This is a genomic window from Cutibacterium sp., from assembly GCF_030525615.1.
Classification (GTDB): Bacteria; Actinomycetota; Actinomycetes; order Propionibacteriales; family Propionibacteriaceae; genus Cutibacterium.
In genome coordinates, this window is sequence record NZ_JAUNEJ010000002.1 from 152,303 (window position 1) to 164,304 (window position 12,002).

Sequence of the window (12,002 nt, forward strand, 5' to 3'; positions counted from 1 at the left end):
TCTACCGGGCGCGCCATCCCGCTCTGTGCGAGACGACGCGAGGCCCCGGCCACCACAGGCGACCGGGACTTTGACGCACGCAGCCATGGTGTCGGTCGAAGGTTTTACAAAACCCCCTGCCGCTACCGGTCAATCACACTCCAGTCCTGGGAAGAATGGCGGGGCGGTACTTTTCGCTACCGGTGCCGCCAGCAGTGGCGGTGTTGCTGGAAGCCATCGTCAGTGCGGTGCTCGTGACATCGTTCGGGTTGTCCGGGGCACTCGCGGGTGGAGTCACTGATCCGATTGGGGACGAGGTCGTCGATCCGCTTGGGGACAAGGTCGCCGGGCCGCTTGGGGAAGCAGTCGCCGACCCACTCGGAGAGGGGGCCGGGGTCTTCTCGACCACCGTCACGTTGCGTTCACCACTGGCGGCGGTCCCGGCCTTGTCAGTGACGCGATAGGTCACCTTGTAGGTGCCAACCTTGCTGGTGTTGATGTTTCCGGACACCGTGATGTTGGTGATGTCACCGTCAAGGTTGTCAGTGGCGCTGATACCGGCCATCGCCGCGACGGTGACAGCCACCGCGAGCAGGAACGCGCGGACCTTCCGGTACGTGACATGTGATTGTCCTCACGCTTGACGTGTGCAGGCGGTCCATGCCTGCGTGCTCCATCGTCGGCAACAGGTTTGAACGCGATGGCCACAGCGGGCCTCATTTCGGCAACCAGTGGATGAAACCTCGGTGAACAGCGCCACTCATGACTCGGTAAACCCTCTTGAAAAGGGGTTTTGGGCCTGTCAGAAACCTGCGGACTGATTGCCGGGCTCACAGCTGCCATCTACCATGATCGACCGTGATAACACGTGGAGCTCTGGCTCACATCGCTATCGCAGGTGCGGTCGTCGTGGCAATGGTCGGCTGTTCGAACGGAAATACCTCGACACACACCAGTACCCCGGCAGCCAGCGAGACGACGGCAACCACCCCCTCCCCCACCACAACCCCACCAGTGACGACCGAGAACGCCTCAGTCACCTACGAAAGCACCCTCGTCGAACTCACCGGGACTTTCCGCGATCCCGATCATCGTTGGCGCCTTGACGCCAGCAAGGTCGGGTTCACCCCATCCGGTTCGACGTGCGCTTACCGGTCCGTGACCTGGACGACCGATGAGGGGCTGGAACCTCTTGTCAAAAAACACACTGGGAAGGCAATATTGCTGACTCGGTGCAGGATCGCCTCGACGAGGTGGGGTTTTTCGACCAGCGGGTCGACGGCGCAACGGTTCAGGCACACGACGAGTCCGGGGCCACGCTCACGATGACGTCGAAGGGCTCAACGACATCGATGTACGTCGAGACGACCGTTTCCACATCGGGAAAGTCGTCATGCCAAAACGCCCCGGTCAACGTCCCTGACCCGTGATCGTGGTTGCGCAGTCAAACACGGTTAGGCTTGGTGCCAGACCGTCAGGAGGATTGTGACCGAACAACCCGCATACCCCCAGCCCCGCCATGCCGAAGACGCGCACACGGACAAGGCTCAGCCAGTCCGTGCCAGTGCCGAGACGATCGGCACCCTTCCTCCTCTGGAGGACGTGGAGACCCAGACGAAATCGTCAGCCACATTAGGACGTCTTGCCGCTGGCCTGTACTACGTGGCCGCCGTGGCTGCTGCGGTTGCTCTGGTGGTGGCATGGTGGCAGTCGATCCACATCCCCACCTTCATCCACGCGACCCAGCTGATGACGTGGACCCATCCGAGACCAGGGTCGTTGGCGTCAGTGCTGCTGGCTACCGCGATGATGTGCATTGCTGGGGCGATGGTGGCTATGCCGGGAATTCTCGCAGTGAACACCTGGCTAGGACGCCGTTGGGTGCGGTGGGGGGCCATTGGCGGAGTCGGCGTAGGGTGTGCCGCCATTACCCTGAACTGGGTGGCATGGATCGGTATGCCGTTTCTCGTCGCAGCTGGGATCATTGTCTGGCTGCCACCGGTACGCCATTGGATGGATTCGCATGGTTCCACACCGCCAGAAGCGCACCAGCTCGACGGCCCAGTCATCTACGGACCGGTTCCGCAACATTACTGACCAGCCGGCGAGGTGAGTCGCACTGTTCTGACGAGGTGCGCTAACCTACGGCGAGTCTCCACAAGAGATACGCGGGCGTAGCTCAATGGTAGAGCGCCAGCTTCCCAAGCTGGATACGCGGGTTCGATTCCCGTCGCCCGCTCCACTATGACCTCGGATTTGATAAGGCTGGGGTTGCGTTTGGCGAGTATGCCCCAAGGGGGTGTGAAAAATCGCTTGCGTTAGCGGGTTTGGGTTTTGCGTTACCTAGTATCGTGTTTTTCCTGTTCGGGTAGAGTTTTGTGGTTTAACTCGCTAACGGATGGCAGGTGGCGTTCGCTGTAGTGCTTGCGATGGTGGTTCTATTTCTACTTTTGAATCGAATCTATTTGCGTTGCCCGTGTTTGGCTTTTAGTTAAGTTCTACTCTGTTGTATAAGTAAGTGGCGGTGAAAAGTAGCGCAATGATTAGCAGTAGGGTGCTGGTGATTGGCCAGATCCAAGGTGCCTCGAGTGTGTCTTGAGCGAGGTTGTTGATTATGGAGGCGAGGCCAAGGGGAGTTTTGTTGCCCTCCTGGATAAATATCGCTGACATAGTTATTAGTAGGTAGGCTCCAAATCCGGCCGCAAGTGGCATGCCGATGCCTGGTTTAAAAGTAGCTGCGACCGTTTGTGTTGCGTGAATTAGAATGATTTGTAGAGCCCATACCAAACTAGCCAATATGATCGGGGCGGGATTAGCGCCTGGGAATAACAGTGATGTTCCTGCCCACGCTAGGGTACCGCTGAAGAGAGCAAGGAATAGGGTAGATAGCCAGCTGCTGATAGCAAAGCTAATGAGGTAGTGAGAGCGCTGCACGCTACCAGGGAAAACAAAAGGAATGTCACCATTGCCGGTAAGCACCCTGCAACGAAAAGAGTTCATTGCAACAAGAATTACGATAAGAATTTGGGTAAGGTTCTTTATCCATCCCGCGTAGGCTTGCTGCCAGGAAGGTTCTGGTAGCGACTCTATTAGCGTGGTTACTTCTGATCCGGCCAGAAATCTGATGATTTGCGGCGTGTATTGGGTAAACAATCCTTGCGTGAGAGCAAGGATAACGAATACCCCACCTATAATCCATGTCTCATAGGAGCGCAGGAGCCAGACAGCTTGATAGCGCCAGATCAATCTGAAACTCGAGGTACTCACGATTTTTTACCGCCGTCCTTAGTTAGTTTGGTGAAAAGTTCATCTAAGCCGGTAAAGGTGGGGTGAATCTTTGCGGCAGAATCGAGGCTATAGATAGCCTTAGCCACGGCGGTGGCAACGTCTGAACGCACCGTGACGTCAAGGGTAACGTGTTTAGTTTGCTGATTGACCAGCTCGCCTAACTGTCCTTGAGCTAGCAGGCTACCGCGATGCAAGATTCCCACGTGGGTAGAGACTTTAGCGACATCACTGAGGATGTGGGAGGAAAACACTATCGTTACCTGCCCGGTTAACTCGCGTAGTAGCCCCAGAACATCTGCTCGCCCGATCGGGTCAAGAGCGCTGGTTGGTTCGTCTATCAGTAGTAGTTTCGGGGCAGTAACGAGTGCTGCTGCTATTCCCATCCGTTGCTTCATGCCTCTAGAAAAGGAGCCGATTCTTCCGGGGGCTTTGTCGAGGTTCACCAGATTGAGTAGTTCGTCGCTTCTTTCGGCTGCAAGGTCTGGAGAGATTCCACCAAGGCGGGCGAGAGTGATGAGCGCATCCTTGGCTCTAAGCCAGGGGCTAATCTGAGGGACATCAGTCAGGTAAGACACGCCAGGGATCGGTTTGACCGGAAGTTTGCCTCGACTAACTCCCAGCGCGGTGGCGCTACCACTACTGGCTCCAGCCAGTCCTGCAAGGATCCTCATGGTGGTGGTTTTACCAGCCCCGTTCCCTCCCACAAACCCATAACAGGAGCCGGTAGGAACTCGAAGGTTTATGTTGTTTAGTACTTGGTGCTTACCAAAGGTTTTGGACAAATCTTTAGTAGAGACTGCTAAATCCATTTTCATTCCTTCGGATACAGCTTGCTTACCACTGAACTCGCATCAACCTGGTGATGTTTGGCTGTAGCGTTCTGTTCATATTCACGCTGCACCTTAAGCTGTTTTTGTTCGTGAAAGTACATAACCAAAAAGACGATTGGCCCAATCACTTGGCCAAAGATGATAACCAAGAGCCACACTAGGCGATTTAAGCCTGCAATGTGAGTTCGCTTATCGCGCAGCAGCCAAATTAAAGACCAGACCACCGCTACCAGTTGAACTCCTATAAGGATGCAGACCCCTATCAATGCTGGGGTCGGCAAATCCAACAGTTTATCTATAGAGTTCATTGCTCGTCTCCTGAATTATGTAGCCGGGTTTTTACCCTGGATAACACGGTTTTCACATAAGCGAGTTGGCAAACGCCAGCAACGAGGGGCCATAAAGCAACAATGGGTACCATCGACCGGCGGCTCATTTCCTGCTTGTCACCAGCCCGGCGCATTGCTGCAAGCCAGGCTATGGACATGGCTTCAACTCCCAGCAGATCAGCGTGATTGGCCAAACGTACGGCATCTTCGGATTCTGGGTCATCGCGTCGAAAGATCTGTGGCGCTAGTGCTGCAACGGTCGTTAAAACCACTGGAGCTAGCGCAGCCTGCCTGCCGGTAATAAATTTTTCAGACCCTCCGCGTGTTGACCGCTGGACGAGAACCTGCTCATTGCGACTAACGAGTACCGCCAAGAACCCAACCCCAATCCCGCCGGCAATAGTGGTGAGCTTAATGCCGCGCTTTAGACGTGAGGGGACATAACTGGCCAAGTCCGGTAGAGAATCATCAGGGCGAATTAGCCCTAAACGCACGCCAACAGCACCCAGATTAACGTCCCAACCCAGTCCGTATTTTCGAGGAATGCACAAGCGCGGATTCTCTGGTTCAAAACCATCCAACGCAGCATCAGAGCGCCCCAACCACAGCCCGGAGACAGGTATCCCCAAAACTCGCGCCTGCCCTTCTGTGTCCTTACCGAACCACTTCATTACCGTATTCCTTTCTGCGTTGTTCGCTTCACAGCACAATCAAGCGCCTCCCACTCGCGACGCATCTGCAATAAGCGATTCTTCCCAGATTTTGCGAGCTTATAAATCTTCCTCGGCGGCCCTACCGGAGACTCCTCCCAAGCCGTAACTACCAACCCTGATTTACGTAGCCGCGCAAGCAGCGGATATAACGTACCCGTCGAAATCTCCAACCCCGCTTCCTCACGAAAACGCTCTACAAGCTGCCCCCCGTAAGAAGGACGAGACGAAAGCAATCCAAGGACAACCAGTTCAACAGCGCCCTTGCGTAACTGCGACTCAGACACAACCAATCCTTGCTTAACCTTGTTCCTTGCATGACATACTACCGCCTGTGTAAAAGTCTAGCAACTATTTTTCGCTAGGACGTCAGGTCTGATAAGTAGGAATTTGCGTCACCTGTGGGGTTATCCTTGTTTTGTTGACACTAGCTAAGAGGGATTGGCCTGTGGTGTCGGTTCCTTGGAAGGATGTGTCTGATGAGTGCGAAGAGAAGACGGTTTATGCCTGAATACCGTCATGATGCTGCGAGTCAAGTGATTGATACTGGTCAAACAATTGTTGCCGTCGCGAAATCGTTGGGTCTGTGCGAGCAAACGCTCGGTAAATGGGTCAAAACGAGAGCGAATGCCAGGGAAATGCCGATGGAATGAGCGAGTCTGATCTGCGTGCTGAGAACGCCAGGCTGCGTCGTGAGTTGGCTGAGGCTCGGATAGATAACGAGTTCTTGTCAAAAGCAACAGCCTTCTTCGCTGCGAAGCAACGACAGCGGAACGATTCGAATTAATTCGGCGAGAGAAGGCAAATTACAGCATCAAGCGCATGGCCAGGCTTGTAAAGGTGTCTCGTTCCGGCTACTACAAATAGGCCCAGGCACAGCACAAACGCGATTGTGGCGAGGATAGACTTGGATGCCCTAGATAGGCAGATCAAGAAGATTTGGGATGAATCAGATGAAGTCTACGGCTCACCACGGATCACTGTGGCGCTAGCCGATCGCGGGTTTATCGTTGACCGTAAGACTGTTGCCAAAAGGATGCGGCTGATGGGTATTGAAGGAATCTCGCCCCGGACGTTCGCGCCTGTGACCACGATCCAGTCTGAGCACGGGTCGAACCTTCCTGACCTGGTTAAGCGCCTGTTTGATGCTGGTGAGTTTAACCGGGTATGGCTATCGGATATTACCTATCTGCGCACCCGTGAAGGCTGGTTGTATTTGTGCGTTATCCGTGATGGGCATTCTCGCCGGGTGTTGGGCTGGCCGATGGATTCTGTCCAGACAACGGACTTGGTGGAGCGTGCTCTGCGGATGGCTCACACGCTGCGTGGTGAGGTGCCCGACGGTCTGGTGTTCCATGCTGACCGTGGGTGCCAGTTCACCAGTACGCAGATGTGGCAGGTCTGCCAGGAACTGGGGATTGCTCAATCGGTGGGCCTTACCGGGGTGTACTTTGATAACGCGATGAGCGAGTCGTTTTGGTCCACGCTTAAGACCGAGTTCTATGACCGGAAATCGTGGGCCACAAGGAACCAGGCGCGCAAGGCGGTGGCTCACTGGATTGAGGTGGTCTACAACCGGCGGCGCCGGCACTCGGCCATCGGAATGATCTCACCCGTTAGCTTCGAAAGCCAGATCACCGAAGGAAAGACCCCAACAACCGCGGCCAACACCAAAGCCGCTTAATTACGTGTCCACGATATGCGGGCAACCCCAAGTAATCCTTCTATGGTAAGGTTTACAACCAATGTTGTGTGTAGGTGAGAAGTCCAAGGACTGCTCCTACTCCAAGGCCTAGCAAGAGTTATATATTGCTATCTGATTACCGATAGTGATGGAATCCTTCTGTTAAGTCGCGGGGTAAAGCAAGACTCGACACCGACATGATGGTCAGTGCGCCGGATATCCTACGGGTATTCACGGTGTGACGAGGAAGAAGTGAGGCACCCGATGGCTTTCGGCAGAACTGTGCAGCTGTTCTTGATGGACGGCTCACCCAAGGGGCGGATTAAGTGCTCACTGGATAACTGGACGGGCAAGGTCTACCTCATCCCGCGCACCGAACTCACCCGTTCCAAAGACCGTGTTGACTTATCCCAAACCGGTATCTACCTGTTATTCGGCACGGACACTGAAACTGGGGATGAGAAGCTCTATGTTGGACAAGCCCGTGAGCGCAAAAACGGCAACGGAGTACTGGCTAGGATCGCAGAGCACCTAGGTGAGGAGAAGCTGGATTACTTCACCCACGCCATTGTCATCATTGACTCCACTAACTCGCTTGGTCCCACGGAAATCTCCTACCTTGAGAACGCTTTCTACCAGCAGGCCGTGGCTGCCGGACGAGTCCAGACGATCAACGGCAACGACCCCTCCCCAGGCAACGTGACCGAGGAGAAAAAAGCCGCGCTGGACGAGTTCATAGCCAACTCGAAGATACTCATAGGTTCACTGGGCTACCGGGTCTTCGACGCGGTCGATGATGCAAAGACAGTGATTCCTGCACCGATGGACAGCACCCCGAATGCCGAACCGTTGTTACATCTGAAGTGTGCCTCTGCTTCAGGTGATGGCCGACAAACCACCGACGGTTTCGTTGTCCTAGCTGGTGCCAAGCTTCGCTTACGCATGACAGATTCGGCACCCGAGTCGGCCAAGAAGAACCGGCAACGCTTCGCAGACCGAATCAGCGCTTCTGGTGAACTACTGCGAGACACCCTGTTCACCTCGCCATCAGCGGCTTCGAACTTTCTCATCGGTTCGTCCACCTCGGGCAAAGTCACCTGGAAAGACGAGGCTGGCCGGACTCTGAGAGAGTTGGAAGAGGCCGTGTTGAAAGCCGCTAAGGATTCACAACAACAGGCAAAGCGGATGTCTCAGCCGGTGAAGGAGAAACGCTGATGGCTGAACTTACATGGGTTGGCAAAGACAAGGTAATCACCCATCACCTCGACGTGCCTTACCGCGTCCTCGACCGCCAGTACTCCTTCGACGAGACCGGCCAGCGGCCAGCACCAAGAAGATAATGGCTCCGAGAACATGATCATCCACGGTGACAATCTCGAAGCTCTGAAAGCACTCCTCCTCAAGTATGAAGGCAAAGTGGCTCATCACAAATAAGGGGTGATGCGCAGCTTGTTGCACAAGCTATGGCATTAGTTCTGAAATCTTAAACTCTATAAGTTGTTTGAGGACTTCATCGGACAGTGACCATGGTTTTTCTGTTGACTCAGTAAAATCATCAATGATAAGTGAGCGCAAAGTCCGAAAAGAAGTTGATTCTAATTCCTTCCATTCGGTAAATATGACTCGCTCTATAGAACGAGCTTCCTCCGGTTCTACTTTATTTCGCAGTAAACAAAAAGTATAGGATGAGAGTTTTAGGTGATCGCTTAATTCTGTTATAGCATCACTAATCCACGAAACTTCAACTCGCAACTCATTGACAATTTCATCCCTGAGAAGTCCGCTCATTTAATCGCCTCCTAGACGGGAGCTACCCACTCAATTACTTTGGTTATCCAAAAAGCAAGATCTCTACCTATGACTGGCGATAGCTGATCCTGCACTGTTTGCCAAACAAGATCCTCATAGCTAAGTAATCTATTCAACGTTGGACTAATATCGTAGATAACCTTTTCTACTCGCCGAGCTGGTTCTTTTCCCACCCATTTTCTGACACCTTTTACGATGTCATCCTCATGATGCAAGGCCCATTTGATCGCCTTTTTGATAGCGGCCGTTCCGACGCTACGATCCTGCCCGTAGGATCGGACCGTTTTACCCCACTCGCTCTTTTCAAAAACTAAAACAAGTTCTGCATACTCTTGCTCGGTTAATATACCTGACTTCGCATTTACCTCAGCAGCAATGCTGGTCATAGAACCAGGAGACGGACAGGCGGAAGCTTCCGAAAATCCAGCCATAGAAATAGACAGCTAGGTGGCAGCAATTGCGCAGCTAGAAATAAAGGCTATGGCCTTCATAATTGGGTTCATCATCATCTCCTTGCACTTTGACTCATAATTCTGATGACTCCTGAGGTTTTACGTTTGACGGACTCAAAACGAACAAAACTGGGCAGCTTAACGACAAACTATACGGTCATACTTAAGAGTATCTAATCCCATCTTTACAGCATACGTTAATTGCCATAAAACACTCCCGTTATCGATTCGACTTCATCACGGTACCAGTAGTTGCGGGTCATGACATGGTAGTGACGGTGTGGGATGAAGGAACGGGCTCCTGACCGGTGCGATGGGTGGTGGCGAAACCATTCATCTGCTAGGGGGGAGACCCATTGGATGACCCACCGTAATGCCCCCCTTAACCAGTGGTGGAAGACAGCGAGTTGTCGCCAAAGCCATCAAATGTGGACGTCCAATCGTCCACGTGGTCGCCGAGTTCCACATCAGGTGGGCCACGGTGTCGAAGTGGGTAGCCTGCTACCGTGATCGGCAGCGCCGGCCTCGAAGACCGTTCCAGCGCTCCGCTCAACCGCCCCTGTCGGCTACCTGCGTGGGTGGTGGAGCTGATCAAACACTGACGACCGACCAAGAAGCGCTCGGCTCGCGATCATCCCGGGCACGCCGATGAGCCAGGATTTCCAGTACTGCGTGCGCACGATGCGCCACTGGCTGGACCGGCTCGCATCCAACACAACCGGCGACATCACCCGCGACAGACAGCACCTGCACCAGCCAGGGCGGATCATCGCCGGCTACCCGGGCCACATAGTCGACATGGACGTCAACAAGGTCGCCACGATCCCACGATGGTGGCGGCTGGTGAGTCCATGGTCGCCGCAACCAGAGGCAGGCAGAAAGTCGGCTACACCTATCTGCACTCCACCGATGACGGTTTGTCCCGCCTGGCCTATACCGAGGCCCTAGCTGTTGCGGTTCATGTGGTTTTTGACGCTGCTGGGGCGCGGTGGGGGCCATTGGTGGCGTTGTGGTTGGAAGTGCCGCCGTTACCCTAAATTGGGTGGCATGGATGGGTATGCCGTTTCTCGTCGCAGCTGGGATCATCGTCTGGCTGCCGCCGGTACGCCGTTGGATGGATTCGCATGGTTCCACACCGCCAGAAGCGCACCACCTCGACGGCCCAGTCATCTACGGACCGGTTCCGCAACATTACTGACCAGCCGGCGAGGTGAGTCGCACTGTTCTGACGAGGTGCGCTAACCTACGGCGAGTCTCCACAAGAGATACGCGGGCGTAGCTCAATGGTAGAGCGCCAGCTTCCCAAGCTGGACACGCGGGTTCGATTCCCGTCGCCCACTCCAATAGCACGTCACTTTGGATACAAAGAATCCTGGCCCAGCCGGGAAGTGTCCAGGGTGGCGTTTTCGCTGTTCTAGGGCGGTTTTGGGAGTGTTGGTGCCGGGCGCATGGCTCTGTGGAGCGGCTCCTAGTGCGGCTTGATCGGACCCTCGGAGGGGTATCTCAGGGGCCCACTCGGTGCATCGAGCCAGGAAGCGTCAAAATGTATGGCCTCGCGTCAAAAGGTATGGGGCTGGCGTCAAAAAGTAGCATGGGAAAGCATTTCACATCACGCATGTGAGTTCTAAATCGGCCACATGACAGCGTTCCACTTAGAGGGCGATTGACCGCGAAACCGGCGCAAACCCTAGTGCGTGCGTATTGCGAAATTCGAATCAATAATGGCAGGCTTGATGTCAATCGACGTTGGCTCTAGTTCCGATGACCGCATAAAGACCGTTGATGACCAACAATTGAAAACCCTTCCCTGATGAGGGCGGGGAACGACGGTAGATATGCTGACACTCGGCTTTAAGGTAACAAAACTTGCCACAGAACCGGATATGTCGCGCTAAGCCAAGTGAGTATCGCCCACGAACAAAATACGCGCTAAGCGTCGCTTCCTTGTTGCTCGAGTACCAGGGCCGAACAGTTCTGCTCCACTACCCTGGAAGCCTCGAGATTGGGTTCCTGACACCTGTACTTACATCACGAGGTACCGTTCAAGTCAGCAGATTGAATGCGGCATTCGTATAGCATCCTATTTGCAATTCGTCCTGGTACCTCCGCAACTTACCAACAAAATGTCGGGCAACAGTCGGACTTCTAGCGCCACGCGTCACGAACAATGCTTGACGGCTGACCGTGACCGTGTTATCATGGTAGGTAGAGTTGCCGCTGGCGCCTCTGGTTTCGCGCGTAGACCGTGCGGGTTTTACGATCAATTATTGCACGGTTGGCGAATTTGCCACGACTTTCGACATGGTCGATCGTGAATGATCCAAAGCTTCCCTTGTAGGCAGCCAAGGGTTCATTGAAAGGCGACAGTCCGAACCAAACCCGGGACGCAATGCGGAGGCAACACATGCAGGGGAAAACTTCTATAACACGGGCGTGCAGCGATCCGGCGACTTCGATATTTCTGTACGATGACGGCTGCAAGGTGTGTCTAAAATCAATCCTATTTCTCCAAAGAGTTGGTTGCAATCTGGAGTTTCAACCTCTTCAAGACATTGGTCATTCGGGGCTAGAGATTGATCTTGTCAGGGCTCAACACGAAGTTCCAGTGGTGCAATCTGATGGAACGGTAGTCTGGGGGTTTAGAGCGTGGGTATATGAACTTTATAATAGCGGTCCTTTAGGGCGCTTGACCGCTTTGATTCTGAGACGACCGCTTCTACGTAGAATAGGGTGGAAAGTTTATCGATTTGTAAACATTAGAAGATCTAACTGTCAAGCTGCTGATGGGGGGTGTGAGTCAAGATATTTTAGCAATTTTGTATAATAATCAGTTTTTTCGGGCGGAGGAGAATCGCGCTTAGAAAATCAACCCACGATGCGCGTTTCCGAAGGCTTGGTTCCATCCTCGAACTAATGTACTA

General features: G+C 54.0%; 16 protein-coding genes, 2 tRNA genes and 2 pseudogenes. 10 read left to right on the forward strand and 10 right to left on the reverse strand.

Annotated features, from left to right (window positions below; genetic code table 11):
• Nucleotides 1-133: 133 nt before the first annotated feature.
• From Q4B98_RS04390 to Q4B98_RS04400, 3 genes are all read right to left on the reverse strand, one after another.
• Nucleotides 134-565 carry an immunoglobulin-like domain-containing protein gene (locus Q4B98_RS04390; protein ID WP_303195896.1) on the reverse strand — a complete coding sequence of 144 codons (432 nt, stop codon included), beginning with the start codon at nucleotides 563-565 and terminating at the stop codon, nucleotides 134-136.
• Between the two features lie 295 nt (nucleotides 566-860).
• Nucleotides 861-1,019, reverse strand: coding sequence for a hypothetical protein (locus Q4B98_RS04395; RefSeq protein WP_303195898.1), 159 nt, complete (start codon nucleotides 1,017-1,019; stop codon nucleotides 861-863).
• Nucleotides 1,012-1,185 carry a hypothetical protein gene (locus Q4B98_RS04400; protein WP_303195899.1) on the reverse strand — a complete coding sequence of 58 codons (174 nt, stop codon included), beginning with the start codon at nucleotides 1,183-1,185 and terminating at the stop codon, nucleotides 1,012-1,014. Before Q4B98_RS04400 ends, Q4B98_RS04395 begins: the two co-directional genes overlap by 8 nt.
• 26 nt (nucleotides 1,186-1,211) lie before the next feature.
• On the opposite strand from Q4B98_RS04400, the gene Q4B98_RS04405 reads away from it, so the two are divergent.
• The 3 genes from Q4B98_RS04405 (at nucleotide 1,212) to Q4B98_RS04415 (ending at nucleotide 2,221) form a co-directional block, all read left to right on the forward strand.
• Complete coding sequence (locus Q4B98_RS04405; RefSeq protein WP_303195901.1) at nucleotides 1,212-1,409, forward strand: hypothetical protein; 198 nt, start codon at nucleotides 1,212-1,214, stop codon at nucleotides 1,407-1,409.
• A gap of 55 nt (nucleotides 1,410-1,464) precedes the next feature.
• The gene (locus tag Q4B98_RS04410; protein WP_303195903.1) at nucleotides 1,465-2,076 is read left to right on the forward strand and encodes a hypothetical protein; all 612 of its coding nucleotides are present in this window, start codon (nucleotides 1,465-1,467) and stop codon (nucleotides 2,074-2,076) included.
• A 71-nt stretch (nucleotides 2,077-2,147) separates the two neighbouring features.
• A tRNA-Gly gene (locus Q4B98_RS04415) sits at nucleotides 2,148-2,221 on the forward strand.
• A gap of 245 nt (nucleotides 2,222-2,466) precedes the next feature.
• Here Q4B98_RS04415 and Q4B98_RS04420 read toward each other — a convergent pair.
• From Q4B98_RS04420 to Q4B98_RS04440, 5 genes are read right to left on the reverse strand one after another with little or no spacing between them, the layout of a single operon-like run.
• Nucleotides 2,467-3,246, reverse strand: coding sequence for a hypothetical protein (locus Q4B98_RS04420; RefSeq protein WP_303195904.1), 780 nt, complete (start codon nucleotides 3,244-3,246; stop codon nucleotides 2,467-2,469).
• Nucleotides 3,243-4,082 (reverse strand): ABC transporter ATP-binding protein, encoded by an 840-nt coding sequence (locus tag Q4B98_RS04425; protein ID WP_368492305.1) that lies wholly within the window; start codon nucleotides 4,080-4,082, stop codon nucleotides 3,243-3,245. The genes Q4B98_RS04420 and Q4B98_RS04425 overlap by 4 nt, the downstream gene beginning before the upstream one ends.
• On the reverse strand, nucleotides 4,079-4,405 hold the full coding sequence (locus tag Q4B98_RS04430) for a PLD nuclease N-terminal domain-containing protein (protein WP_303195909.1): 327 nt from the start codon (nucleotides 4,403-4,405) through the stop codon (nucleotides 4,079-4,081). The genes Q4B98_RS04425 and Q4B98_RS04430 overlap by 4 nt, the downstream gene beginning before the upstream one ends.
• Nucleotides 4,402-5,097: a DUF5808 domain-containing protein gene (locus Q4B98_RS04435; RefSeq protein ID WP_303195911.1), complete on the reverse strand. Its 696-nt coding sequence runs from the start codon at nucleotides 5,095-5,097 to the stop codon at nucleotides 4,402-4,404. Before Q4B98_RS04435 ends, Q4B98_RS04430 begins: the two co-directional genes overlap by 4 nt.
• Entirely contained in the window at nucleotides 5,097-5,423 is a 327-nt protein-coding gene (locus Q4B98_RS04440; protein ID WP_073995684.1) for a PadR family transcriptional regulator, read from the reverse strand. The genes Q4B98_RS04435 and Q4B98_RS04440 overlap by 1 nt, the downstream gene beginning before the upstream one ends.
• Nucleotides 5,424-5,606: 183 nt before the next feature.
• Here Q4B98_RS04440 and Q4B98_RS04445 point away from each other — a divergent pair.
• The 3 genes and pseudogenes from Q4B98_RS04445 to Q4B98_RS04455 all read left to right on the forward strand — a co-directional run bounded on the left by Q4B98_RS04445 (nucleotide 5,607) and on the right by Q4B98_RS04455 (nucleotide 8,160).
• A pseudogene (locus Q4B98_RS04445) lies at nucleotides 5,607-6,820 on the forward strand (IS3 family transposase).
• Nucleotides 6,821-7,084: 264 nt separating this feature from the next.
• The gene (locus Q4B98_RS04450) at nucleotides 7,085-8,035 is read left to right on the forward strand and encodes a GIY-YIG nuclease family protein (protein WP_303195915.1); all 951 of its coding nucleotides are present in this window, start codon (nucleotides 7,085-7,087) and stop codon (nucleotides 8,033-8,035) included.
• Nucleotides 8,035-8,160, forward strand: a complete 126-nt coding sequence (locus tag Q4B98_RS04455) for a hypothetical protein (RefSeq protein WP_303195917.1) — start codon at nucleotides 8,035-8,037, stop codon at nucleotides 8,158-8,160. The genes Q4B98_RS04450 and Q4B98_RS04455 overlap by 1 nt, the downstream gene beginning before the upstream one ends.
• A 121-nt stretch (nucleotides 8,161-8,281) precedes the next feature.
• Here the strand turns inward: Q4B98_RS04455 and Q4B98_RS04460 are convergent, their stop codons facing one another.
• Together Q4B98_RS04460 and Q4B98_RS04465 are read right to left on the reverse strand one after the other, a co-directional pair.
• Complete coding sequence (locus Q4B98_RS04460; RefSeq protein WP_303195919.1) at nucleotides 8,282-8,608, reverse strand: hypothetical protein; 327 nt, start codon at nucleotides 8,606-8,608, stop codon at nucleotides 8,282-8,284.
• 11 nt (nucleotides 8,609-8,619) lie between these two features.
• Nucleotides 8,620-9,015, reverse strand: a complete 396-nt coding sequence (locus Q4B98_RS04465) for a hypothetical protein (protein WP_303195921.1) — start codon at nucleotides 9,013-9,015, stop codon at nucleotides 8,620-8,622.
• A 917-nt stretch (nucleotides 9,016-9,932) separates the two neighbouring features.
• Here Q4B98_RS04465 and Q4B98_RS04470 point away from each other — a divergent pair.
• The 4 genes and pseudogenes from Q4B98_RS04470 (at nucleotide 9,933) to Q4B98_RS10545 (ending at nucleotide 11,905) form a co-directional block, all read left to right on the forward strand.
• Nucleotides 9,933-10,118, forward strand: a complete 186-nt coding sequence (locus Q4B98_RS04470; RefSeq protein ID WP_303195924.1) for a hypothetical protein — start codon at nucleotides 9,933-9,935, stop codon at nucleotides 10,116-10,118.
• A pseudogene (locus Q4B98_RS04475) lies at nucleotides 10,073-10,279 on the forward strand (hypothetical protein); the annotation flags it as partial. The gene Q4B98_RS04470 and the pseudogene Q4B98_RS04475, both read left to right, overlap by 46 nt.
• A gap of 71 nt (nucleotides 10,280-10,350) precedes the next feature.
• A tRNA-Gly gene (locus Q4B98_RS04480) sits at nucleotides 10,351-10,424 on the forward strand.
• A gap of 1,061 nt (nucleotides 10,425-11,485) precedes the next feature.
• Nucleotides 11,486-11,905, forward strand: a complete 420-nt coding sequence (locus Q4B98_RS10545) for a DCC1-like thiol-disulfide oxidoreductase family protein (RefSeq protein WP_368492306.1) — start codon at nucleotides 11,486-11,488, stop codon at nucleotides 11,903-11,905.
• Nucleotides 11,906-12,002: the final 97 nt, after the last annotated feature.

Bases quoted from the DNA above. Each gene is read 5' to 3' on its own strand.
- Q4B98_RS04425 (WP_368492305.1), bottom strand. From the start codon at position 4,082: ATGAAAATGGATTTAGCAGTCTCTACTAAAGATTTGTCCAAAACCTTT.
- Q4B98_RS04470 (WP_303195924.1), top strand. From the start codon at position 9,933: ATGGTCGCCGCAACCAGAGGCAGGCAGAAAGTCGGCTACACCTATCTG.
- Q4B98_RS04455 (WP_303195917.1), top strand. From the start codon at position 8,035: ATGGCTGAACTTACATGGGTTGGCAAAGACAAGGTAATCACCCATCAC.
- Q4B98_RS04465 (WP_303195921.1), bottom strand. From the start codon at position 9,015: ATGACCAGCATTGCTGCTGAGGTAAATGCGAAGTCAGGTATATTAACC.
- Q4B98_RS04430 (WP_303195909.1), bottom strand. From the start codon at position 4,405: ATGAACTCTATAGATAAACTGTTGGATTTGCCGACCCCAGCATTGATA.
- Q4B98_RS10545 (WP_368492306.1), top strand. From the start codon at position 11,486: ATGCAGGGGAAAACTTCTATAACACGGGCGTGCAGCGATCCGGCGACT.
- Q4B98_RS04450 (WP_303195915.1), top strand. From the start codon at position 7,085: ATGGCTTTCGGCAGAACTGTGCAGCTGTTCTTGATGGACGGCTCACCC.
- Q4B98_RS04460 (WP_303195919.1), bottom strand. From the start codon at position 8,608: ATGAGCGGACTTCTCAGGGATGAAATTGTCAATGAGTTGCGAGTTGAA.
- Q4B98_RS04435 (WP_303195911.1), bottom strand. From the start codon at position 5,097: ATGAAGTGGTTCGGTAAGGACACAGAAGGGCAGGCGCGAGTTTTGGGG.